Origin of the sequence: Lactobacillus sp. UMNPBX6, assembly GCF_002553975.1 — a bacterium.
GTDB classification, from domain to species: domain Bacteria; phylum Bacillota; class Bacilli; order Lactobacillales; family Lactobacillaceae; genus Lactobacillus; species Lactobacillus gallinarum.
Genome location: NZ_PCZD01000016.1, coordinates 1 through 22,528 on the forward strand (window position 1 = coordinate 1; position 22,528 = coordinate 22,528).

21 protein-coding genes and 2 pseudogenes are annotated in these 22,528 nt (G+C 35.5%); 16 read left to right on the forward strand and 7 right to left on the reverse strand.

Annotated elements, in window-relative coordinates; all coding sequences use genetic code 11:
• Positions 1-207 precede the first annotated feature (207 nt).
• The 7 genes from CP357_RS04050 (at position 208) to CP357_RS04080 (ending at position 10,376) form a co-directional block, all read left to right on the forward strand.
• Positions 208-1,095, forward strand: a complete 888-nt coding sequence (locus tag CP357_RS04050; protein ID WP_098036597.1) for an SLAP domain-containing protein — start codon at positions 208-210, stop codon at positions 1,093-1,095.
• A 185-nt stretch (positions 1,096-1,280) separates the two neighbouring features.
• Positions 1,281-2,831: a class I SAM-dependent DNA methyltransferase gene (locus CP357_RS04055; protein WP_098036598.1), complete on the forward strand. Its 1,551-nt coding sequence runs from the start codon at positions 1,281-1,283 to the stop codon at positions 2,829-2,831.
• 38 nt (positions 2,832-2,869) lie between these two features.
• A complete protein-coding gene (locus CP357_RS04060) occupies positions 2,870-3,946 on the forward strand; it encodes a restriction endonuclease subunit S (protein WP_098036599.1) in 1,077 nt (358 codons plus the stop codon).
• A gap of 44 nt (positions 3,947-3,990) precedes the next feature.
• Positions 3,991-4,959 carry a site-specific tyrosine recombinase/integron integrase gene (gene xerA / locus CP357_RS04065; RefSeq protein ID WP_098036600.1) on the forward strand — a complete coding sequence of 323 codons (969 nt, stop codon included), beginning with the start codon at positions 3,991-3,993 and terminating at the stop codon, positions 4,957-4,959.
• 25 nt (positions 4,960-4,984) lie between these two features.
• Positions 4,985-6,073 carry a restriction endonuclease subunit S gene (locus CP357_RS04070; RefSeq protein WP_158227256.1) on the forward strand — a complete coding sequence of 363 codons (1,089 nt, stop codon included), beginning with the start codon at positions 4,985-4,987 and terminating at the stop codon, positions 6,071-6,073.
• Positions 6,074-9,415 carry a DEAD/DEAH box helicase family protein gene (locus tag CP357_RS04075; RefSeq protein ID WP_098036602.1) on the forward strand — a complete coding sequence of 1,114 codons (3,342 nt, stop codon included), beginning with the start codon at positions 6,074-6,076 and terminating at the stop codon, positions 9,413-9,415.
• 13 nt (positions 9,416-9,428) lie between these two features.
• Entirely contained in the window at positions 9,429-10,376 is a 948-nt protein-coding gene (locus tag CP357_RS04080; RefSeq protein WP_098036603.1) for a restriction endonuclease, read from the forward strand.
• A gap of 50 nt (positions 10,377-10,426) precedes the next feature.
• On the opposite strand, the gene CP357_RS04085 is transcribed toward CP357_RS04080, so the two are convergent.
• Together CP357_RS04085 and CP357_RS04090 are read right to left on the reverse strand one after the other, a co-directional pair.
• Positions 10,427-10,735 carry a hypothetical protein gene (locus CP357_RS04085; protein WP_098036604.1) on the reverse strand — a complete coding sequence of 103 codons (309 nt, stop codon included), beginning with the start codon at positions 10,733-10,735 and terminating at the stop codon, positions 10,427-10,429.
• A gap of 135 nt (positions 10,736-10,870) precedes the next feature.
• Complete coding sequence (locus CP357_RS04090) at positions 10,871-11,053, reverse strand: hypothetical protein (protein ID WP_233186992.1); 183 nt, start codon at positions 11,051-11,053, stop codon at positions 10,871-10,873.
• A gap of 41 nt (positions 11,054-11,094) precedes the next feature.
• Here CP357_RS04090 and CP357_RS10480 point away from each other — a divergent pair, with 41 nt between their 5' ends.
• The gene (locus CP357_RS10480) at positions 11,095-12,291 is read left to right on the forward strand and encodes an SLAP domain-containing protein (protein WP_143468733.1); all 1,197 of its coding nucleotides are present in this window, start codon (positions 11,095-11,097) and stop codon (positions 12,289-12,291) included.
• Between the two features lie 323 nt (positions 12,292-12,614).
• Positions 12,615-14,360: an oligopeptide ABC transporter substrate-binding protein gene (locus CP357_RS04105; protein ID WP_098036605.1), complete on the forward strand. Its 1,746-nt coding sequence runs from the start codon at positions 12,615-12,617 to the stop codon at positions 14,358-14,360.
• A gap of 108 nt (positions 14,361-14,468) precedes the next feature.
• On the opposite strand, the gene CP357_RS04110 is transcribed toward CP357_RS04105, so the two are convergent.
• Complete coding sequence (locus CP357_RS04110) at positions 14,469-14,702, reverse strand: hypothetical protein (protein WP_098036606.1); 234 nt, start codon at positions 14,700-14,702, stop codon at positions 14,469-14,471.
• A gap of 142 nt (positions 14,703-14,844) precedes the next feature.
• Between CP357_RS04110 and CP357_RS04115 the strand changes: the two genes are divergently transcribed.
• Genes CP357_RS04115 through CP357_RS04130 form a run of 4 tightly spaced genes read left to right on the forward strand, consistent with a single transcriptional unit; the run spans position 14,845 to position 17,782 of the window.
• Positions 14,845-15,504, forward strand: a complete 660-nt coding sequence (locus tag CP357_RS04115) for an amino acid ABC transporter permease (protein WP_098036607.1) — start codon at positions 14,845-14,847, stop codon at positions 15,502-15,504.
• Positions 15,485-16,159 carry an amino acid ABC transporter permease gene (locus CP357_RS04120; RefSeq protein ID WP_013438314.1) on the forward strand — a complete coding sequence of 225 codons (675 nt, stop codon included), beginning with the start codon at positions 15,485-15,487 and terminating at the stop codon, positions 16,157-16,159. The genes CP357_RS04115 and CP357_RS04120 overlap by 20 nt, the downstream gene beginning before the upstream one ends.
• A 9-nt stretch (positions 16,160-16,168) precedes the next feature.
• Positions 16,169-16,909 (forward strand): amino acid ABC transporter ATP-binding protein, encoded by a 741-nt coding sequence (locus CP357_RS04125; protein WP_013438313.1) that lies wholly within the window; start codon positions 16,169-16,171, stop codon positions 16,907-16,909.
• Positions 16,910-16,921: 12 nt separating this feature from the next.
• Positions 16,922-17,782: a transporter substrate-binding domain-containing protein gene (locus CP357_RS04130; RefSeq protein WP_098036608.1), complete on the forward strand. Its 861-nt coding sequence runs from the start codon at positions 16,922-16,924 to the stop codon at positions 17,780-17,782.
• Positions 17,783-17,823: 41 nt separating this feature from the next.
• Here CP357_RS04130 and CP357_RS10485 read toward each other — a convergent pair.
• Both CP357_RS10485 and CP357_RS04140 read right to left on the reverse strand, forming a co-directional pair.
• Positions 17,824-17,934, reverse strand: a pseudogene (locus CP357_RS10485) (DNA methyltransferase); the annotation flags it as partial.
• A pseudogene (locus tag CP357_RS04140) lies at positions 17,898-18,759 on the reverse strand (IS30 family transposase). The pseudogenes CP357_RS04140 and CP357_RS10485, both read right to left, overlap by 37 nt.
• Positions 18,760-18,896: 137 nt before the next feature.
• Between CP357_RS04140 and CP357_RS04150 the strand changes: the two are divergent.
• The gene (locus tag CP357_RS04150) at positions 18,897-19,256 is read left to right on the forward strand and encodes a hypothetical protein (RefSeq protein WP_233187203.1); all 360 of its coding nucleotides are present in this window, start codon (positions 18,897-18,899) and stop codon (positions 19,254-19,256) included.
• On the opposite strand, the gene pyrE is transcribed toward CP357_RS04150, so the two are convergent.
• Positions 19,182-19,820, reverse strand: a complete 639-nt coding sequence (pyrE, locus tag CP357_RS04155; RefSeq protein ID WP_098036609.1) for an orotate phosphoribosyltransferase — start codon at positions 19,818-19,820, stop codon at positions 19,182-19,184. The two genes, CP357_RS04150 and pyrE, sit on opposite strands and share 75 nt — an antisense overlap.
• Before the next feature lies 1 nt (position 19,821).
• On the reverse strand, positions 19,822-20,529 hold the full coding sequence (gene pyrF, locus CP357_RS04160) for an orotidine-5'-phosphate decarboxylase (RefSeq protein WP_098036610.1): 708 nt from the start codon (positions 20,527-20,529) through the stop codon (positions 19,822-19,824).
• 251 nt (positions 20,530-20,780) lie between these two features.
• On the opposite strand from pyrF, the gene CP357_RS04165 reads away from it, so the two are divergent.
• Entirely contained in the window at positions 20,781-21,704 is a 924-nt protein-coding gene (locus CP357_RS04165) for a dihydroorotate dehydrogenase (protein ID WP_098036611.1), read from the forward strand.
• Between the two features lie 174 nt (positions 21,705-21,878).
• Positions 21,879-22,421 carry a bifunctional pyr operon transcriptional regulator/uracil phosphoribosyltransferase PyrR gene (gene pyrR, locus CP357_RS04170; protein ID WP_025006322.1) on the forward strand — a complete coding sequence of 181 codons (543 nt, stop codon included), beginning with the start codon at positions 21,879-21,881 and terminating at the stop codon, positions 22,419-22,421.
• Positions 22,422-22,528 lie beyond the last annotated feature (107 nt).

Here is a 22,528-nt window from a genome sequence, read left to right on the forward strand (position 1 = left end):
TTAGGAAATCATCGTTCTTTTTTCCTGTCTGAGAATTAGTTTTTTCCCAGACACTTTTTTATTAGATAAAAATTAAATTCATGATTTGCTCCTGCAATATTGCAGATATACCTGTTTTTGAGTCTTGAGATATTAAAATATAAAAGAGGAAATCTTTTAGTAATAAGGATTTAGAAAATGAATTAAAAAAAGACTTTGTTTACTAGCATGGCTGCAATTACCTTGCTATCAGTTGGTACAACTGCAATTGCTGCTAATAGCAATGCAGAGGTGGTTGAAGCAAAAACTGTTTCTAGAAAGTTGAAACGTAATGCCGCTATTGACACTAGCCATGGTAAACGCACTCATAAGAAGTATTTGAAGAAGGGCATGAAAATCAAGATTTACGGTTATAAGACCATCAGGGGTAAGAAATATGCGCGTATTGGCAAGAACAAGTACGTTTTAGTTTCTAATTTGGCTTCGGCAAAGAAAAAAGCCGTGAAAAAAACTGATCAAAGTACTTCTAACAATTCTTCAGATACTACTGATGACGATATTGCACCGGTAGATCCAGCTAAGCTTGCTGTATACAAGGGTTGGTTGAAGAATAGAAAGAATGGTAACTTGGTTGCTTTGAGAGAAAATAAAGCAGAATATGATGGCTCTTACGATGATGATGGACTTGAAATAATTCGCAAAGGTCGAGCTATCAAAATCCTTGATGATGACGATAATTGGGGAACTGACATTATTAACATCAAAACTGGTTTTAACCTTGAAATCAGTGGTACTATTGATGATTATGTTTATAATTTAGCCGACTTTGATTTTAAGGCTTATGATGGCAGTTACAAGAATAAGCTTAAGAATCTTAAGAAGTACACTAATGATTATGGTGATGCCGCTAAAATCTCATTTGTACCAACAACAAGTGTTGTTTCTCTTCCAGATGAAGAAGGAACCCAAACTTTAACTGCAGGTAAGAGAGTAACACTTTATAATCCAGACTTATTGATTAACGGTGACGGCGAATACGTGGTTGAAGCTAATAATAGTAAGGGTTATACATTCCAAGTTCCATATAACCAAATTACTGGTTGGAAGAGACCTTAATTTGAACTAGATATGAAAAAGCTCCGTGTAAAGAGGAGCTTTTTTATGTTATAGATTAATTTTTAGGACTCTATGTCAAAATCCAAAAGGAAAAGATTTGGCTTGGATTTTTTGTTTAGGCTACATTTAAATATGCGCTAAAATTAATATGTTGACTAATGAATAATAAAATTTAGGAGAATTAGATGATTAACGGAGAAATTAAAAACAAAGTTGATTCTTTGTGGGATGATTTTGCTGCAGGTGGTTTAACTAATCCGCTGGAAGTTATTGAGCAGATTACTTATTTAATGTTCATTCATGATCTAGATAGTGCAGATAATGTGCATCGCCAAGAAAATGAAATGCTTGACCTTCCTCATGAGAGTATTTTCGATGGAAAAAAAGATATTGGGGGTCAAATAATTGATGGAAATGATTTAAAATGGTCAGTTTTTCATGATTTTCCTCCACAGAAGATGTTTGATCTAATGAATCATTTTGTCTTTCCTTTTATTAAGAATTTGCATGATGACAAAAATAGCGCATATTCTAAGTATATGGATGATGCAATTTTTAAATTGCCAACTCCAGAGTTTTTAGCCAAAGTTGTTGATAAACTTGACGATATTTATGCGACTATGGATAAGGTTCGTAAGAATGAAATTCAATCCACTGGTAAAAATGAAAGATTTGATAAATCAGATGTGCAGGGAGATCTTTATGAATATCTTTTAAGTAAATTATCAACTGCAGGAAGAAATGGTCAATTTCGTACACCACGTCATATTATTAAAATGATGGTTGAGTTAATGGATCCTACTCCAGATGATAAAATTGCTGATCCAGCTTGTGGTACTTCTGGCTTTTTGGTAACTGCTGCTGAATATTTAAAAAATGATCGTGAAAAAGAAAAAGCTATTTTCTACAGCAAGGAAAAGAAAGCATATTACAAGAGCTCAATGTTCACCGGTTATGACATGGACAGGACCATGCTTAGAATTGGTGCTATGAACATGATGACGCATGGTATCACTGATCCTAATATTCAATATAAGGACAGTCTATCTGATCAAAACATTGATGCAGATGAATATTCTTTAGTTCTTGCAAACCCTCCATTTAAGGGTAGTCTTGATTATGATACGGTTTCAGATAGTTTGTTGAAAGTCTGCAAAACTAAGAAGACCGAGCTTCTATTTCTGGCTCTATTCTTAAGAATGCTAAAAATTGGTGGACGTTGTGCTTGTATCGTTCCAGATGGTGTTCTTTTTGGTTCATCCAGAGCTCATAAGGCTATCAGAAAACAATTGGTTGAGGGAAACAGACTAGAAGCAGTAATTTCAATGCCTTCAGGTGTATTTAAACCTTATGCTGGTGTTTCAACAGCCGTTTTAATCTTCACAAAAACAAATCATGGTGGTACTGATAAAGTTTGGTTCTATGATATGACTGCTGATGGCTATTCTTTGGATGATAAACGTACCAAAGTTGATGAGGATGATATTCCAGACATTATTAATCGTTTTAAGAATCTTGACAAAGAAAAAGATCGAAAGAGAACAGATAAGTCATTCTTTGTTGATAAGAAAGAAATTGTAGATAATGACTATGATTTATCTATTAATCGTTATAAAGAAATTGAATATGTTCCAGTAAAATATCCACCAACAAAGGACATTTTGGCTGAAATTATGAAGTTAGATGAAGAAGCTAGTAAGGATCTTCAAGAATTGAAAAACATGCTTGAAAAGTAAGGAAAGGAAAAACAAATTCAGATTTGTAGTGATGTGTATTGATAAAGAAATTTGATGAAGTATTTGTTGATAAAACTAGATTGGGTAAGAAAATACCTAAAGAAGAATATAAGAAAAAAGGTAAATACATTATTATAGATCAGGGTAAAGATAAAATTGCTGGTTTTACTGATAATGAAGATGGAATTTTCACAGACGTACCAACGATTATTTTTGGTGATCATACTCGAATAATAAAATATATTGATAAACCATTTTTCTTAGGTGCAGATGGAGTAAAAGTATTAAAGAGCAAAACTAATAATGCTAATTATAAGTATCTATATTATGCTTTGAAAGCAGCATACATACCAAACACTGGATATAATCGTCATTTTAAATGGTTAAAGAAGGTAAGTATTAACTACCCTTCTTTTGAAAAACAAAAACGAATTGTTAAATTATTAGATAATTTAAGTGAAGTGAAAAATAAGAAAAATGAAGAACTTAAATTATGTGATACCTTAATCAAAGCCCGATTTGTCGAGATGTTTGGTGACTTAAAATTTGATACACCAGTTTCAAAATATATAGAATCACTGACGGCCGGAAAAAGCCTAGCTGGTAAAGAAAAATGCACAAATAAAGTATTAAATACTGGCGCTGTGTCATATGATAAATTTAAAAATGATTATAAATATTTACCATCAAATTATGTTCCAGATGAAAATAACAAAGTGAGAACCGGAAATGTACTAATTAGTAGAATGAATACTCAAGAATTAGTTGGCGCAACTGCGTATGTTTGGGAAGCACCTGAAAATACTTATTTACCAGATCGATTATGGAGAGCAAATTTAAAAGAAAATGTAAATTCTATTTTCCTTTGGCAAGTGTTAATTCATCCTCTTCTTAAATTACAGATTCAAAGAGTGTCATCTGGAACAAGTGGAAGTATGAAAAATATTTCTAAATCTAATTTCTTGAAACTGAAAGTTCCAGATGTGAATGAAGAATCTCAAAACAAATTTGCATCATTCGTTCAACAAGTCGACAAATCAAAAGTTGCAATTCAAAAGTCATTGGATGAAACACAAATTTTATACGACAGTTTAATGCAAAAGTACTTTAGTTAAGGTTTAATAGTGAAATAACTCTAAATTGGGGGGAGAATTTCACTATGAATGAAAAATTTATCGAAATAATCAACGATATGGCTGATGTTCTTAATGCAGCACAGCTTAAGCGACTACAGGAAGTTTTACTAAAGAGATTAGTTAAAGATGAACCGGAAAAGAAAAAGATTAGCAACCAAGAATACTTGAATAAATTTCTAGAAGCTAAGAAGATTGAAGGCTGTTCAGAAAGAACTATCAAATACTATAAAGTGACAGTTGAGCAACTCTTGAAGAAAGTATTGCATCCTATTAGAAAAGTAACAACTGAGCAAATGCGTGAGTATCTAGTTGATTATCAGAAGATCAATAATTGTGGTAAGACGACTATTGATAATGTGAGGCGTAACATTTCTAGCTTCTTTTCTTGGCTTGAAGAGGAAGACTATATTTTGAAAAGCCCGATGCGTAGAATTCATAAGATTCGTGCAGAGAAATTAGTGAAGAATGTTATAACTGACGAGGATATCGAACGGTTACGTGATGGATGTGATTGCTTAAGAGATGTGGCTATGATTGATCTTCTTTATTCTACTGGTATTAGAGTAGGAGAATTGGTTCGACTTAATAGGGCAGATATTAACTTTTCTGAACGAGAATGTGTCGTATTTGGTAAAGGTGATAAAGAACGTAGAGTTTATTTTGATGCTAAATCGAAAATACATTTAATTAATTACTTAAAGAGTAGGATTGATGATAATCCTGCGCTTTTTGTATCTTTGGACAAACCTTACAACAGATTAAAAATTAGTGGAGTTGAGATTCGACTTCGTCAGCTTGGCAAAAAATTACATCTTGATAGAGTCCATCCACATAAATTCAGACGAAGTATGGCAACAAGAGCGATTGATAAAGGCATGCCAATAGAACAAGTTCAGAAAATTCTTGGACATTCTCAGATAGATACAACGATGCAGTATGCGATTGTTAATCAAAATAATGTTAAGGCTGCTCATAGAAAATATATATCCTAGCAAATTCAGATTTGTAGAGTTAACTATGGAGGTTTCGTTAAAAGATATAGGAACGATCATCACTGGTAATACACCTAGTAAGAAAGATAAAAAATATTGGGATTCAAAAGATATATGTTTTGTAAAACCCGATATTATTGGTGATGATATAGATAGTATTACTAACTCTAATGAATATATATCTAATTTTGCGAGTTCAAAAGCTCGGATCGTCAAAAGAAATACAATTCTTATAACGTGTATTGGAAATATAGGAAGAATAGGGATTGTTTCAAAAGAAAAAATAGCTTTTAATCAGCAAATAAATGCGATAATCCCTAATTCTAAAATAAATCTGAGGTATTTGGCATATGTACTCCTATTTTCTAGACCTAGATTAAAAGCATTAGCAAATGCAGCAGTAGTGCCTATAGTTAATAAAACCCAGTTGGAGAGTTTTAAGATTGAAATAGATCCAGAGTTGGAACATCAAGATAAAATAGCTAATACATTAGATGAAATTGAAAAAATCAAGAAAATTCAGAATAAAGAAATTGAATATTTAGATACCTTAATTAAAGCCCGATTTGTCGAGATGTTTGGTGATCCGATATGTAATTCTAAGAATAAATCAACAACCAAGTTTATAAATGTTGTAAAACTTCAAAGAGGTTTTGATTTGCCTATTAGAAAAAGAAATACACAAGGAAAGATTCCAGTTTATGGTTCAAATGGTGTGCTCGGCTATCACGATGAGTTTAAGGCTAGTAGTGGAATAATTACTGGAAGGTCTGGAACTATCGGTAAAGTTTATTATGAAAATAATGAATTTTGGCCACTTAATACAGCACTATTTTCTGTAAAAACATATGGAAATAATATTATTTATTTGAAATATCTTGTTAGCTTATTCAAGCTTGAAAGATTCTGTAATGGAGCCGGAGTGCCAACTTTAAATAGAAATAATGTTCATAAGCAAAAGATAATTGATATACCAATTAAAGAGCAAAACAAGTTCGCGTCATTTGTCCAACAAGTCGACAAATCAAAAGTTGTTAACGCATCCATAATGAAATATATTATTAGTATAAGGTTTTACCTGTATTTTAAAGAAAACAAAGAAGGTGCTAGGTAAATGACCAACTTTGATTATCTGAAAAAAGAGAAAAAGTTTAGCGACTTTGTAAATATAGCCATTACTGCTGAAAAAATAATTAATGTGGATGCTGCTAGTTGTATCCTTGATTGTCGTCGAGCAATGGAGATTGCGATTAAATGGATGTATTCAGTGGATACAGCATTAAGACGTCCTTATCAAGATAAATTAATTAGTTTGATAAGTTCTGATGATTTTCATGGAATTGTTGATTATGATCTATGGAGACAGTTAGACTTAATTAGAAGATTGGGTAATATTGCTGCCCATTCAGCTAGAAGAATTGAACGTGATCAAGCTGTCTTATGTTTAAAGAATCTTCATGCTTTCTTTGACTTTATTGATTATTGCTATGGTGATCATTACGAGCAAGTTCCGTTTGATGAGAAGCTATTAGGTCAAACACCATCTGCTATTGTTACTCCTGAGCTAGCTAAAATTCAAATTAGCTTAGATAGTTTAGTTAAGAAAAATAAAGGTATTCAAAAGAAACTTTCGCATCGTAGTGAAAAGAATCGTCAAGAAAAAGAGGAAAGATTTACTCCGGAAAATCCTCTTGATTTATCTGAATTCAAGACGAGAAAGATCTATATTGATACTCTCTTAATGGATGCAGGATGGACAGAAGACAAGGACTGGATTGATGAATTTGAACTTGAAGGAATGCCTAATAGTTCAGGTAAAGGTCGTGCAGATTATGTCCTTTTAGACAATACTGGTATTCCTCAAGCAGTAGTCGAGGCTAAGAAAACTAGCCGAGATGTATCAGTTGGAAGACATCAGGCTGAAATTTATGCAAAATTAATTGAAAAGAAATATCATAGAAGACCATATGTCTTCCTGACTAATGGCTTTGAAACAAGATTTATCGATAATGAACATCCCGAACGTAAAGTATCTGGCTTTTACTCTAAACGTGATTTAGAGAAACTGCGTAATCTACAAAACATGAAACAAAAGCATCTTGATAATATTCAAGTGGATGAAAATATTGCTGGAAGATATTATCAAAAGGCTGCTATTAAAGCTGTTTGCGAAAGTTTCGATAAAAAGAAAAAACGCAAAGCATTGTTAGTTATGGCTACAGGTTCAGGTAAAACCAGAGTTGCTATTGGTCTTAGTAAAGTTTTAATTAATGCTGGTTGGGTTAAAAATATTCTTTTCTTGGCAGATAGAACTGCGTTGGTCACTCAAGCTAAGAGAAGTTTTGTTAATTTGTTGCCTGACTTAACTTGTACTGATTTAACCAAGAAAAAACGTAATTTAAATGCTAGATGTGTTTTCTCAACATATCAGACTATGATGGGATGCATTGATTCTCTTAAAGATGATCAAGGTAAATTATTTACTGTAGGTCATTTTGATCTAATTATCATAGATGAAGCTCACCGTTCAATTTATAACAAATATCGTGATATCTTTAATTACTTTGATGCTCCAATGGTGGGATTAACAGCTACTCCTAAGGATGAGATTGATAAAAATACTTATTCTATATTTGAATTAGAAGATGGTGTCCCAACTTATGGATATGAATTAGCTAATGCTGTTAAAGATGGCTATTTGGTAGACTATGTTTCTATTGAGACTAAAATGAAGTTCATGGCTCAGGGGATTAAATATGATGAACTATCTGAAGCGGATAAGGAATCGTATGAGGATACTTTTGAAGATGAAAATGGTGAACTTCCGGCATCAATTAATCCCTCCGCTCTTAATAATTGGATTTTCAATGAGGATACGATAAAGAAAGTTTTGAACGTTGTAATGACTCAGGCTTTAAGAGTTAATTATGGTGAAGAACTAGGTAAAACGATAATTTTTGCTCAAAACCATAAACATGCTGAAGAAATTTTGCGTATCTTTAACAAAGAATATCCAGATTTAGCTAAGGGCAAAGATGGAAGACCTTATGCACAAGTAATTGATAATTATATTAATTATGCTCAGTCTGCTATTGATGAATTCTCAGAAGGCGATAAGATGCCCCGAATAGCTATTTCTGTTGATATGCTTGATACAGGAATAGATGTGCCGGAATGCTTGAATTTAGTCTTTTTTAAGAAAGTTTATAGTAAATCAAAGTTCTGGCAAATGATTGGTCGAGGTACTCGACTTTGCCCTAATTTAATTGATGGAAAAGATAAGTCCAAGTTTTATATATTTGACTTTTGTAGTAACTTCGAATTCTTCAGAATGGGCAAAGGTCGTGAACCTAAGGCCACTTTACCATTACAAGGAGCACTGTTTAATCTAAAATTTCAATTGGTTTACAAGCTGCAAGATATTAACTATCAAACAAATCCAATGATTAGTTATCGAAATACACTAATTGACAACTTAATTAAGAAGGTAAAGCAATTAAATCGTGACAACTTTGCTGTAAGGCAGCATATTAAAGATGTTGATGAATATGCGAATAAGGTAAACTATGAAGAACTTACATACAGTGATTGCTTAGAAGTAAGAGAAGAAGTATCACCTTTGATTTTGCCAGATGAAGGGGATGCAGCTGCCTTTCGATTTGATGCATTAATTTTTGAATTAGAAATTGCCAATATTTCAGATAAACCGGCTGGTAGATATAAGACGGATATCATAAAGAAAATAACTGCAGTTTCTAAAGTTGCTAACATTCCTGAAATTGCTAATCAGAAGGACTTAATCAAAAAAGTTATTGAAACAGATTATCTTAATAGAGCGGGTATTGAAGATCTAGAACATATTAGAAAAGCTTTACGTGATTTAATTAAATATATTCCTAAGAATTCAATAACCTTTGATACAGACTTTAATGACGAAATATTGGATACTTCTGTTAATGAAGCTGAGTATAATACAGATACTTTAAAGAACTATAGAGCTAAAGTAGAGTACTACATTAATCAGCATCAGAAAGATAATCAGGTTATTGCTAAATTGAAGAGCAATCAGCCGTTAACAGATGCCGATCTAAAGAATTTAGAGAAAATATTCTGGAAGGATATTGGTACTAAAGAAGATTACACTAAAGAATATGGTGATCAGCCATTAGGTGAATTTATTCGTAGTATTGTGGGATTGGATATGAATTCAGCTAAAGAAGCATTTGCTGAGTATCTGAATGATAAGTCTCTAAATTCAAGGCAGATTTATTTCTTAAATCAAGTAATTGAATATATTGTTAAGAATGGTATGATGAAAGACTTATCAGTATTGCAAGATTCACCATTTATTGATCAAGGTAATATAATTGAGTTATTTGGCGACAATAAGACATTATGGTTAGGAATAAAAGAAGTTATTAATAATATCAATCATAACGCGGATGTTGTAGCTTAATGGGATTTAAATAATGCTAAATTACAAAAATTTAAAACATAGTGAGAATGAAATGCCAACTTGGGATGGGTTCTTAGGTCCAACTTTACAAGTAGCTTCAATGAAGGAACATTGGCAAATTCGTGAATTAGAACATGCAGTTATTAAAGCAATAAATTTACCGGAAAACTTAGTTAACTTACGATATGCTTCTAAATATCATGATCTGATTGCACAAAATAGAGTTAACTTTGCAATAAGCGATCTAAAAATTTCCGGATTATTGAATTGTCCCAAGCGTGGTCATTATGAGATCAGTGATTTAGGTAAGCAGACGCTGGTTAAGTTGGGTACTGATATTACAGCCAAATATGTTCACTCTTTACCGATGTACATTGACTATCAGAATAAGCGGAGGCAGAATAAATCTGATGATAAAGCGGATAATGATATTCAATCTCTTGAGTTGACGAAGGGACAGATTCATAACTGGTTTGATAAACAAAAGGAGAATTTATCTGATGCACTTTTAACTAAGTTAAGAGAAACAGATCCCTTTGTTTTTGAACATATGATGATTGAGCTTATGACTAGAATGGGCTACAAAGGTGCTGATGGTAAAGCTTTTGTTACTCAGAAATCCAATGATGGTGGAATTGACGGAATCCTAAATCAAGATGCGCTAGGACTGAGAAAGATTTATGTTCAAGTGAAACGATATGCTGAAGATAATACTGTTGGTCGGCAAATAATTAGTCAGTTTCATGGTGATTTGGACCTACAAGGAGCTGGCTCTGGTGTATTTATTACAACATCTTCATTTACTAGAAGTGCAGAGGAAGCTGGTAAGAAGTTTAATATTAAATTGATCGACGGTGAGACTTTAACTAAGTTGATGATTGAATATAAAGTGGGCGTTCAAGTTCAGGATACTTTTGAATTACTTGAAATTGACGATGACTTCTTTAAGAAAGAAAATTAAACTAAAAAATAGTATCCCGTAATTTAAAGGGGATACCATTTTTAAATGTCTTATTTCTTATCCTTAAAATTAATTACCTTAGAAGGATCAATTTTAGTTCTGCGTTTGTCCTTTTTGGCTATCTCAGAATCAATTTTAGGAAAGAGAGCATTCCAGAATTCCTTAACAGCATCATTTTCATATTTTTCTTTAGGATCTTCTTTTGTATGACCGTTCTCATCAACGACTTGTGGACCTTTGTACTTATCTTGTTCAGCCTTAGCCAACATTGCCGTTGCAAAACTATTAACTTTAATCTGTTTTCGCGGTTTATTCTTTGGTCGTTTATTTTTATCAGGTAAGTCTGTTACTTTTTTCATGAGTTCTCCTTAAATTATAATATAATCTTGAATCATTTGATGAAAGGTATCAACCTGTCATTTTAGTAAAAATATGTATAATAAGAGGCACTGCATTTAAGTGGTGCCTTTTTGCTTAAGCAAATTGTCTAGGGTTTACATCATGAGCAGTTCCAACAAGCTGTATTTTTTCCCGAAGATGGTGTGTTTGTCGGGAACCAAATGATAGGAGTTCTTCAATCTCTTCATAAACTTGTTAGTGAATAATTTTTTCTTTTGCCCATAAAGCGTATGTTGATTCAGCCATTGTTCTGCTTGATTTCTTGATAGATATTTCATAAAATCTTCCTTTAATCAAAATTAATAATGGTCAAAATTACGTGTGGCTTGGTGACAATGGTTATATTAAGTCTAATTGCTTAGGCAGTATTAGCAACAAGGGTGTAATTAATATTGCTCGTAAAGGTTACGTTTATGACAAAAACGGCAAGCGTTTGAAATCATATCGTAGTGGCAAGGCAACTGTAACTCGTAATCAAAAGATTAAATATGCTGGCAAATTGACAGAAACTTCACGTGAACTTTACTATTACGTTGGCAGCGGTGCTTATGTTAAGGCAAAAGATGTAAGCCAAGTTGCCGGTAAAAATGTAATGTTCTTGAAAACCAACACTTATGTCTACAACAAGAAGGGTCAACATATCAAGAAACAAGGTACTTTAAGAAAAGGTACTTTAGTGACATACAGTGGTAGTGTCAAAGCAGCTAGTTCATCAGATGATTTCTTCTTTTACCCAAGTGAATCTTCTAATAAAGATCCACAAGCTTTGAAACAATACAAGATTAAAGGGAAAGTTTACTACGCTTTAGGTGGCGGTCGCTACGTTAAGGCAGTGAATGTAAGTAAAATCAATGGTCAATATGTCTTCACAAAGCAACCAACTTATGTAATTCCCCGTGCCGATATGTATGTTTTGAACAAAGATTTAAAGGAAACTTCTAAAGTTGTTCGTGCTGGTAGCAAAGTTAAGATTGATCAGGTTTTGATCGATACTGACTACACTGACCCACAATTGTACGTCAGAATAGCTGGCACCAAGGATCAATTCTTGTACTGGACTGATGCAGGTGATTATCCAGATGAAGATGAGGGTAATTTTAGCTTTAGATTCTTCATGGATGATAATCATAATTTTGCGGAATCAACTCAGTCGTTGGTTACTTTTAAACAAGGCCTAGAAAAGACTACACCACTTTACAATGATCAAGGTCAGTTAGTTGATTTAGGTGGCAAATATTTGGAAAAGGCAGCTCGTGGCAACTTTTTGCCTGAGAATAATTATCAGGTTGATTATGCTCGTTACATTTGGGTACCTAGTGAAAAGAAAGCAGAACTTTTCTATCACTTAATTGGTACTACTTTTTCAATGCGTGATCCACATAGTAAATATGAATACACTTGGGTTAAGCAAAATATTGGTAGTGTCTATGTAAAGGCGAGTGATGTTACTTTCAAAGGTTTGAAAGTTAAGACTCAAAATACTGCAGAAGAGGCTACCAAGTTAGCTGAAAAGTAGAAAAATATTGAAGTGCTGTCATTTGACGGTGCTTTTTATGTCAATAAGAAATTCTAAAATATTTATTGACAATAGCTAAAAGAAAGATTGATATAACATTAAATTAATTTAAGAAAGGAGTCACATATCATGTTAGAATCACAAAGCGCATTAACAGTAGAATTACGCCGCCGCCACCAAAATGATGGTTTATTTGTGATCCTAAATTATGGTGTGCGGCGATCCTAATCTCAGATAATTGATTTACTAATTATTCTATGAAGGTTCACATTCCTTAATTGGGATGTGGGCCTTTTTTTATTTTTTAGAAAAGAGAAACAACTATGAAAGCTATTAAATTTATCAGTATTACCGGTTTACTTATTGGTGCAGCTTTAAGTTTAACTGCATGTGGTCAAAATAATAAGAATGCAGCCAAGACTGCGAATAAGTTTTCTGAGCAAACCCCACAAAAAACAGCAAAACAGGGCGGGACTTTAACCTATGCTATTGAAACTGATACTCCTTTTAAAGGGATTTTTGATAGTCAGTTATCAGTTGATCAAGTGGATTCAGACGTAATGCAATTTGGTAATGAGGCTTTGTTCGATACTGATAATCAATATAAGATTACTAATAAAGGCCCAGCTACTTTTAAATTAGACAAGAAAGCCAAGACAGTAACAATTACTGTTAAGAAAGGAGTTAAGTGGTCCGATGGCAAGCAAGTGGTTGCTAAGGATTTGGAATATCCATATGAAATGACTGCCAATAAAGCTACCAACAGTCTACGGTACTCAGATTCTCTAGCTAATATCGTGGGAATGAAAGCCTATCACAATGGCAAAGCGAAAACTATTTCAGGCATAACTTATCCTGATGGTGAAAATGGCAGAACTATTGTCATTCATTTTTTAGCAATGAAACCAGGGATGTTGCAATCTGGTAATGATTATTTCATTGAAACAGCAGCTCCATACCATTATTTAAAGGATGTACCTTTCAGTAAATTAGTTTCATCAGATCAAATCAGAAAAGATCCATTATTCTTTGGACCATATAAAGTTAGCAAAGTTGTCAGAGGTCAGTCAGTAACTTGGGTTCCCAATAAATATTATTGGAGAGGCAAACCAAAGTTGAATAAGATTGTGGCGCAAGTTGTTTCGACTAAATCAGCCAGTCAAGCAATTAAGAGTCACAAGTTTGATATTGCAGATGTAGTTAACTCTGATTTGCAAGCCGTTAAGAACGCTAAGAATACTAACTTTATTGCTAAGATCCCTCTTGCATATAGTTACTTAGGCTTCAAAGTCGGGAAGTGGGAGAATGGCAAGAATGTCATGGACAAGAATTCTAAGATGAATAATAAATCTTTGCGGCAAGCAATCGCTTATGCGATGAATATTAATCAAGTTGAAAAGAGATACACGCAAGGTTTGACTTTCAGAGTGCCAACTTTGATTCCTGCTCAATTTGGCGATTACTTCGATAAGAATGCTAAAGGTTTTCCATACAATTTAAAGAAAGCCAACCAATTATTGGATAAAGCTGGCTACAAGAAGAAAGGTAAATGGAGGGTTCAACCTAATGGCAAGCCTTTGGGTATTCACTTGGCCGCAATGACAGGTTCCGCAGTGCAAGAGCCGATTATTCAGAATTATATTCAACAGTGGCATAAAATCGGCTTGCATGTCAGCCTAACTGGTGGCAGATTAATTGAGTTCAATTCCTTCTACGACAAACTGGACCACGATGATAAAAATGTCGATATGTTTATGGCAGCTTGGTCATTGTCATCAGAGCCTTCACCAAGAGGGATGTACAGCGAAACTAACCCAATGAATGACTCTAGATTCGTTACCAAGGAAAACAATAAATTGCTTGATGAAATTGATTCTACTAAGGCATTCAATCACAAGTACCGGGTAGCAGCTTTTCATAAGTGGCAGCAATATATGAATGATGAAGCTTATATTGTACCAATGACTAACTCTTATGCGATTCAAGCTGTTAATAATAAGATCGTGAACTACTCGTTAAAACCAGCAGCTGCAAATAGTGTTTGGTATAAAGTAGGCTTTAGTAAGTAGTTAATTTCTTAACGTTAAAGATGGTGTTCGTTTGAATTATGAGACTGGTAATAGTCGAATAGAATAAAAAGAAAATGATTCAATACCACTCAAGGTACTGAATCATTTTTAATTTGCAATCAAAATTTTCCAAAGTGAACTGCTAGTGTACCAATTCTGCGGTTGCATAGCTGCTAAACTAGCGACAATAATAAAAATTCCACCAATGGCAATAGATAAGGCAAAGATGTAATTAACCATGGTGAACTGCGAACTTTTATTAATAAATTGGCGCAAAATATGGATAGTAAGCGCAACTAAAATTATCCCTATTGAGATACCGATTTGGTAAAAAACATACATCAACTTTTCCCCAGTCTTTTTAAATCTGTTAAATATTATATGATTTTTTGAATAATAAACAAAAATTAAAGTTAAATTTGACTTAATAAGTCTATTATTATTCACACTAAAGTATGATGTTTCATGAATGAGAGGTATATAAATGGACTGGACCATTATACAGCAGGCATTGCCAGCATATGGGCATGGCTTCGTTCTTACTGTTTGGCTCTCATTGGTTGGGATTATTGGCTCAATCATTGTTGGAGTCATTGCAAGTTTGCTGCAATACTTTAAGACCCCGATCTTAAGTCAGATTGCAACAGCTTATGTCGAATTGGCACGCAATACACCGCTTTTAATTCAACTTTTCTTTTTGTATTATGCATTTCCAGTAATTGGTTGGCGAATGTCATCAATTACTGCCGGAATTATCGGTTTGATTTTCCTTGGGGGAGGCTACATGGCTGAAGGGTTCACCGGTGGCTTCCAAGGGGTAACGGATAGTCAAATCAATTCTGGCGAAGCTTTAGGAATGAATCGCTTTCAATTAGCAAGATACGTTGTGTTCCCGCAAGGATTTGCCTTAAGTATGCCAGCTTTGGCAGCTAATGTGATTTTTCTTATTAAGGAAACATCTATCTTTACAGTGATTGCGATTCCAGAATTGACTAATACCGCATTGGACCTAATAGGAATGTATTACCGGTCTAACGAATATCTTTTAATGTTGGTTATCAGCTATGCGATTATTATGATTCCAGTAATTTTGCTTTTAAACTGGCTAGAAAGGAAAGTTCGTTATGGCGCATTCGGGGATTAATGTCTTATTTAGCGGCAGCAACTTTGATCGGCTATTAGTTGGTTTATGGACCTCTATTTGGATTGCTGCTTTGTCAATTATCATTGGATTGCTTATTGGAACTATATTCGGTGTTCTTCGGACAATGCCGAATAAAATAATTCGTTGCATTTTAAGAGTCTACATGGAGATCTTTAGAATTTTACCTAGTGTAGTTTTACTTTATTTGGTTTATTATATTTTGCCTCGTAGCTTGCATATTAATTGGCCGGGTACTTGGATGGCAGTCTTAGCTTTTTCGCTTTGGGTAGCAGCAGAGTTCAGCGATATTGTTCGTGGGGCTTTGCAATCCGTGCCATTAGCTCAAAAGGAAAGTGGCTTGGCATTGGGTTTGAGTAAGATGCAGCTTTTCTTGTATGTTTTGTTACCTCAAGCATTCAAATTAGAGTTACCAGCTACGATCAACTTAGCAACAAGAGTAATTAAAACAACTTCTATTTTAATGTTGATCAGTGTAATGGATGTTATCAATGTGGGACAACAAATTATTGAAGCAAATAATCAAAAATTCCCAACAGGTGTTTTCTGGGTTTATGGTTTGATTTTCTTCTTTTACTTTATCCTGGATTATCCTTTATCAGTATGGGCAAAGAGTTTAATGGCAAAGCAAAAATAGGTGAGAAAAATGACTGAAGAAATTTTAAAAGTGGAACATCTAAACAAGTTTTATGGTGACTGGCAAGCACTTCACGATATTAGCTTTAATTTGAAAAAGGGTGAAGTTTTGGCGATTCTGGGTCCCTCAGGTTCAGGTAAATCAACACTCTTAAGAACACTGAATGGTTTGGAAAATTATAAAAATGGTGAGATTGTCTTTCATGGTAAAAAGGTCCAGCCCTCTCCAAAAGAATGGCAAGCTATTCGACAAAAGATTGGCATGGTTTTTCAATCATATGATCTTTTTCCAAACCTAACAGTAATGCAAAATATTCTTTTGGCACCTACAAAGGTCCAAAAACGGGATCGAGCAGAAGTAGAACAAGAAGCACATCATTTGTTAAAACGGGTAAATATGGATCAATATGCTGACACGTATCCTCGAGAATTATCTGGTGGTCAACAACAAAGAGTGGCAATTGTCCGTACTTTAGCTATGAAGCCTGAAGTTATTCTACTTGATGAAATTACTGCATCTCTTGACCCTGAAATGGTTCGTGGTATTGAAGATATTGTTAAAAAACTTTCAGAAAATGATCATATGACAATGATTTTAGTTACTCACCAAATGAACTTTGCTAAACGTGTCGCTGATCAAGTCCTCTTTTTGGAAAAAGGCAGGATTATTGAAAAAACTCCTTGTGAACAGTTCTTTACTGAACCACAATCTGAAAGAGCTCAGCAATTCCTCACTGATATGGACTTCTAGGGGGATGAAACTATGAGTGGACGAAAGATATTCAACACTATTATTAGTGTAATTGCCGCTGTCGTAGTGTTAGCTTCAGCTTATATGGGTTTAACTAAACCATATCTAGCTCGTTCTGCTGGTGGTAGCGGTTGGAGTAACAATAATAGTGTGACCCAAATTAAGCGTCGAGGTTATATTCGAATTGGTGTTTATGGCGACTTACCACCATATGGTTGGGTTAACTCTCAAGGTAAACGGGTTGGTTTTGATTTGCGACTTGCACGAGAATTAGCTAAAGAATTAGGTGTGAAACCACGATTTACCCAACTTAACGGAAATAACCGGGTTGACGCATTGAATTCTAATAAAGTAGATATGGTCTTAGCCAACTTTACCAAGACTCCAGAAAGAGCAGAAGTAGTAGATTTTGCCCATCCTTACATGAAAGTATCAACTGGTGTCGTTTCACCTAAGAGTCACCCGATTACCAGTGAAAAGCAATTGCGAGGGAAACAATTGATTCTTTTGAAAGGATCAACGGGTGAAAACTACTTTGCTAAGCGTCCTGGAATAAAGCTTTTACGTTTTGATTCAGAAACCCAGCAATTTAATGCAATGAAAAATAAGCGAGGAGCTGCATTAGCTGATGATAACTCCTACTTATATGCCTGGATTAAAAAGAATCCGCAATATGTAGTCGGAATTAGATCAATTGGTCCTCACCAATTTATTGCACCTGCTGTTAAGAAGGGTAACAAATCTTTGTTGAAGTGGACTAATAAACAAATCAATCGTTTGACTGCTGAAGGTTTCTTCAAGAAAGATTACCAAATTGAACTTAAACCATACTTTGGTAAAGGAATTGTGCCTAGCGACATTTTGCTAAAGTAGACTAAAAAGGAGAATCAATTCAAAGTTTGAATTGGTTCTCCTTATTTTATGCCGAAATATTTTTTAGCCGCGTCGCTCATCTTATTAGGTGACCAGACCGGGTACCAAACGAATTCTACGTCAACATTTTTAACTTCCTCGACTTGTCCAACTTCTTTTCAAAGATTTCATCTGGGGTATGATATGCTAAGATCTTTCTCGGCAGTAAATTGCACCAGGTTTCAATATTAATGATGTATTGAAGATGTCGTTCCAGTGCTCGCTGTATTGTTTTTGAAGCGTTCTAAAAGCATGCATGACACTGGCAGCGGTCTTATCGGGAATCCGCAAGATTAAAAACTCGCGACTCATTCGCTCAGACAAAGTCAGCAGTACTTGATCATCTCTAGTCTTATGTCCTAAAACCAGATCGCATTCCCAATGGCCGAACTCTTTTCGATCGTTGATATCTTGTGGACGTTCTTCAATGCTTCGGCCAAGCTTTCTCTTATTTTTGCGGATGCGATGAATTTTAGTGTTGCGTTTTAACTTTTCGGGCAAATCACAGTTTCTGATATCCATTAATCCTTGATCGACATAGTTATACAGGGTTCTAGTACAAACCGTTTGATTACTAGAAAATTCTCCTATAGCCAAACTGCGATTGGCACATACATCAAGCGACCAGTCGTCTTCAGAGAAATGCTTGTTAACATATTCGATAAAATCAGATTTCTTCAAGAGGTCTGATTTGCGGCCACAATGGTATCGATTAGCCCGATAAACGCTTTGACCGTGATCAGCCTTGTACCGCCTCTGTTTGCCATGATAAAGAGAAACAGTACCGCGTTTGACTTCATATCTGATGGTAGACGGGGAACAACCAAGTTCACGTGCAATAAGCCGTCTTTGATACGAGTTTGGATAATAACCCGCTCTTCGAATGATAAGTGTTTGCCTTTAATGCGCTGATTCATAGTAGAATATAAAGAGTCCATTTGTGACCTCCAATAGAAGTTTTTGTGGTTATTAACATTCTATCAAACAGGCCCAGATGGGCTTTTATTTTTTTACAAAGTGTTCAATTTAATTTTACAGTCGGCGTAATTAAAAATCATGAATTGGAGGGGAAAATATGAATGAGGTGATTTTGCCGCGCAAACGCTGGCAACAGATCTTTAACGTGCAAATGATTTTTGCACTAATCGTAACAATTTTAGAAATGATTCCTAAGCGAGGACACACTGCAGGTAATATTTTTCAGTTAGTATTCTTATGCTTAGTCATTGGTTTAAATTTTTACGTTCAATTTAAGCGTAAAAATCCTAGCAAGCTTAATCATGAGATTACTCGCTGGATAACTCTCTGGCTGTTTAACGGTTATTTCATTGATGTCTGGTTAGCAACAGGTAATTATTTATTACTTTTCAAATTTCTTGCCCCATGCCCATGGATCCTCGTGCCAGGTCTTCAAGACATTGTATTGTTTGCTTGAGATATGGCCTGATTCATTTTCCCTCTTAAGAAGTTCTGGGTAAGAAAGAAGTGGAGCATATTTAACGCCGCTCTTGGCAAAGTTTTCTTTTGCGTCTGGCAAGTAGTAGGTGAAGATTGAAGATACGCCGATTACGTTGCCACCGTCTTTTTCAGTTGCCTTAACAGCGTTCAAAACTGAACCACCAGTAGTGATTAAGTCGTCGATTAAAACAATCTTATCATCCTTTGAGAAACGACCTTCAATTTGACGACCCTTACCGTGATCCTTTGGCTTTGGACGAACGTAGATCATTGGCAAATGAAGCTTGTCAGCAACCCAAGCTGCGTGAGGGATGCCGGCAGTTGCAACACCACCGATAATGGTTGCTTCAGGGAATTCCTTGGCAATCAAGTTGGCTAAGTCGCTGGCAATCATGTCGCGTAATTCTGGGTAAGATACAGTCAAACGCAAGTCAGTGTAGATTGGTGAAAGCATCCCACTTGCATAGGTAAATGGTTTGTCAGGTGAGATAGTGATGATTTTTTCTTGGATAAGTTGAGAAATAATTTGATCTTTATGCATTTTAATTAAACTCCTTCTTGATTGCTTCATAAGCAGCTTCTGGATCACTGGCTAAAGTGATAGGGCGGCCAACGACGATTGCGCTTGAACCCCATTCCTTGGCATTGGCTGGTGTTGCGACCCTTGATTGGTCATCCTTGGCGTTGCCCTTTGGACGAATACCAGGAGTGACGTACAGGAAGTCATCACCGATTGCTTCGTGCAATTCTTTTACTTCAAGTGGTGAGCAGATAACACCATCAGCACCAGAATTTTTAGCCATCTTTGCAAGGCTGAGTACTTGTTTATCCATTGGTAAAGAACAGTTTTGTTCGTGAGCTAAAACTTCGTCTGAAATTGAAGTCAATTCAGTTACGGCTAAAAGTTCTGGTACGCTGTGACCAGCAGGTGTTCCTGCAATTAAACCATCTTTAGCGGCCTTGATCATTTGACTGCCGCCAAGTGCGTGCACCGTAGTAAAGGTGATGCCGAGTTTTGCCAAAGCCTTAGCACCGTTATAAACAGTGTTTGGAATATCATGCATCTTAAGGTCTAAGAAGATCTTGTAGCCTTGATCAGCTAATTTTTTAACTACATCAATGCCGGCATTATAGAACAATTCCATGCCAACTTTGATAAAAACATTTTCCGGTTTGCCGAGTTTTGCCAAAATTTCGTGTAATTTTTCTTCATTGTCCAAATCGAGGGCAACGATAACAGGTCTAGTCATTTTTCCTCCACAAAAAAGTCTATACGTGGCGCAGAGAGACACCAGGTATAGACTTTCCCCAGATAATTTAAGTCAATATTTTGAACTTGCGGTCTCTCTGTACCGTTTAAAGTTTGATCAAAACGAAGTTTAACACCATCGAAAATAAAATACAAATAAAATTTTAGACTTTTAAAAATCAAAAAAGGCGTGTACAATCTGTTCTAAAAAATAAGCGAATGTCCGTGAGCATTCATTTTTGGAGGAAAATTATGACAAATACACGCGTAAAGTTACCAGGATTAAATTTGAAGAACCCGGTGATGCCAGCAAGTGGTACCTTTGGTTTTGGCGATGTGCCAGCAGCTAAGAAGTTCGATTTGAATGACTTAGGTGCAATGGTAATTAAGACAACCACGCCACACGCAACAACAGGTAATCCGCAACCTCAGATCGCTGTTTTAGACGATGGGGTACTTAACTCAGTTGGTTTAACTAATCCTGGTGTTGACGCAGTAATTAGTGAAAAATTAACACCGCTTAGAAAGCAATATCCAGACTTGCCAATTATGGCTAGTGTGGGTGGCGACAGTGAAGATGACTATGTTGAAGTTGCAAAGAAGTTATCTGTTTCAGGATTAGTCAACGCACTAGAGATCAACGTTTCTTGCCCTAACGTTGATCGCGGCGGCATGAGTTTTGGTGTGCATCCCGACGTAGTTGAAGAATTAACCAAAAAAATCAAAAACGTGGTTAACGTTCCAATCTACGTCAAATTAACGCCAAACGTAACTGATGTCGTTACTATCGCAAAAGCTGCCGAAAAGGGCGGTGCAGATGGTATTTCCATGATCAACACTTTGCTTGGCATGGAAATCGATGTGAAAACTAGAAAGCCAGTCCTTGGTTACAACATGGGCGGTTTGTCAGGTGAAGCTGTGAGACCGGTTGCTCTTCGCATGATTGCGCAGGTTCACCAAGCAGTCGATTTACCAATCATTGGTATGGGTGGAATTAGCTCAGCTGAAGACGTCGTTAAATTCATGCTTGCCGGTGCAAGTGCCGTAGCAGTAGGTACTGCACACTTCCACGACAGCATCGCATCCAAGCATATCGCTGATAGTTTATCTGCAGAACTTGAAGAATTAGGCGTCGATGATATCAATGATTTAGTTGGACAAGTTAAACTTAATTAATCCCTTGACAAACGCTGTCATTTACAGTAACTTTAAAGCAATGAATGTCCTTTAAAATTAGTCCCGTGAGGCTAGCAAGGCAGGCTTAAATTAAGTTTCGACTTTACAGAAAGCTCCTAGTCTCAGAGAAGAATGGGAGCTTTTTTAATGGGCAAAAATTAGGAGGCTATTAAATTGGCAAAAGAAATTTGGGATGCACTTGCAATGAAGCGTGCGCTTACGCGTATTACTTACGAAATCATCGAACAAAATAAGGGTACCGATGATCTAGTATTAGTTGGAATTAAGACGCGTGGCGTTTACTTGGCTAATCGCATCCATGACAGAATTCAAAAACTTGAAGGTGTTGATGTTCCAGTTGGTCAACTTGACATCACCCTTTACCGTGATGATCGTCATGATGCATCCTTAAAGCAAGATCCAGTTGTTAACTCTGATCAAGTTGGTGTTAACATCGATGACAAGCACGTTGTCTTGATCGACGATGTTATTTACACTGGTAGAACAATTAGAGCTGCGATGGATGCTTTGATGCACGTTGGTCGACCAAGTTCGATCAGAGTGGCAGTTTTGGTTGACCGTGGTCACCGTGAATTGCCAATCCGTGCCGACTTTGTTGGTAAAAACATTCCAACTTCTGCCGACGAACAAGTCGCTGTTAATGTAGTTGAAAAGGACGGCAAAGATTCAGTTGAATTGAAGGCTTTGCCAAAATAAAAAATAGAAAAAGTAAATAATTCAACCATTTAATTGACTCCAGAGAGGGCCAGAAGGGTTGCTTAGTTTTTCGTATACAAAAGTGCGAAGAAGAAGCCTGGAGCAAT

What these genes read in the sequence shown, in the direction of transcription:
- CP357_RS04050 (WP_098036597.1), top strand. Translation starts at nt 208, where the DNA reads ATGGCTGCAATTACCTTGCTATCAGTTGGTACAACTGCAATTGCTGCT.
- CP357_RS04055 (WP_098036598.1), top strand. Translation starts at nt 1,281, where the DNA reads ATGATTAACGGAGAAATTAAAAACAAAGTTGATTCTTTGTGGGATGAT.
- xerA (WP_098036600.1), top strand. Translation starts at nt 3,991, where the DNA reads ATGAATGAAAAATTTATCGAAATAATCAACGATATGGCTGATGTTCTT.
- CP357_RS04070 (WP_158227256.1), top strand. Translation starts at nt 4,985, where the DNA reads ATGGAGGTTTCGTTAAAAGATATAGGAACGATCATCACTGGTAATACA.
- CP357_RS04075 (WP_098036602.1), top strand. Translation starts at nt 6,074, where the DNA reads ATGACCAACTTTGATTATCTGAAAAAAGAGAAAAAGTTTAGCGACTTT.
- CP357_RS04080 (WP_098036603.1), top strand. Translation starts at nt 9,429, where the DNA reads ATGCTAAATTACAAAAATTTAAAACATAGTGAGAATGAAATGCCAACT.
- CP357_RS04085 (WP_098036604.1), bottom strand. Translation starts at nt 10,735, where the DNA reads ATGAAAAAAGTAACAGACTTACCTGATAAAAATAAACGACCAAAGAAT.
- CP357_RS04090 (WP_233186992.1), bottom strand. Translation starts at nt 11,053, where the DNA reads ATGAAATATCTATCAAGAAATCAAGCAGAACAATGGCTGAATCAACAT.
- CP357_RS04105 (WP_098036605.1), top strand. Translation starts at nt 12,615, where the DNA reads ATGAAAGCTATTAAATTTATCAGTATTACCGGTTTACTTATTGGTGCA.
- CP357_RS04110 (WP_098036606.1), bottom strand. Translation starts at nt 14,702, where the DNA reads ATGTATGTTTTTTACCAAATCGGTATCTCAATAGGGATAATTTTAGTT.
- CP357_RS04115 (WP_098036607.1), top strand. Translation starts at nt 14,845, where the DNA reads ATGGACTGGACCATTATACAGCAGGCATTGCCAGCATATGGGCATGGC.
- CP357_RS04120 (WP_013438314.1), top strand. Translation starts at nt 15,485, where the DNA reads ATGGCGCATTCGGGGATTAATGTCTTATTTAGCGGCAGCAACTTTGAT.
- CP357_RS04125 (WP_013438313.1), top strand. Translation starts at nt 16,169, where the DNA reads ATGACTGAAGAAATTTTAAAAGTGGAACATCTAAACAAGTTTTATGGT.
- CP357_RS04130 (WP_098036608.1), top strand. Translation starts at nt 16,922, where the DNA reads ATGAGTGGACGAAAGATATTCAACACTATTATTAGTGTAATTGCCGCT.
- CP357_RS04150 (WP_233187203.1), top strand. Translation starts at nt 18,897, where the DNA reads ATGAATGAGGTGATTTTGCCGCGCAAACGCTGGCAACAGATCTTTAAC.
- pyrE (WP_098036609.1), bottom strand. Translation starts at nt 19,820, where the DNA reads ATGCATAAAGATCAAATTATTTCTCAACTTATCCAAGAAAAAATCATC.
- pyrF (WP_098036610.1), bottom strand. Translation starts at nt 20,529, where the DNA reads ATGACTAGACCTGTTATCGTTGCCCTCGATTTGGACAATGAAGAAAAA.
- CP357_RS04165 (WP_098036611.1), top strand. Translation starts at nt 20,781, where the DNA reads ATGACAAATACACGCGTAAAGTTACCAGGATTAAATTTGAAGAACCCG.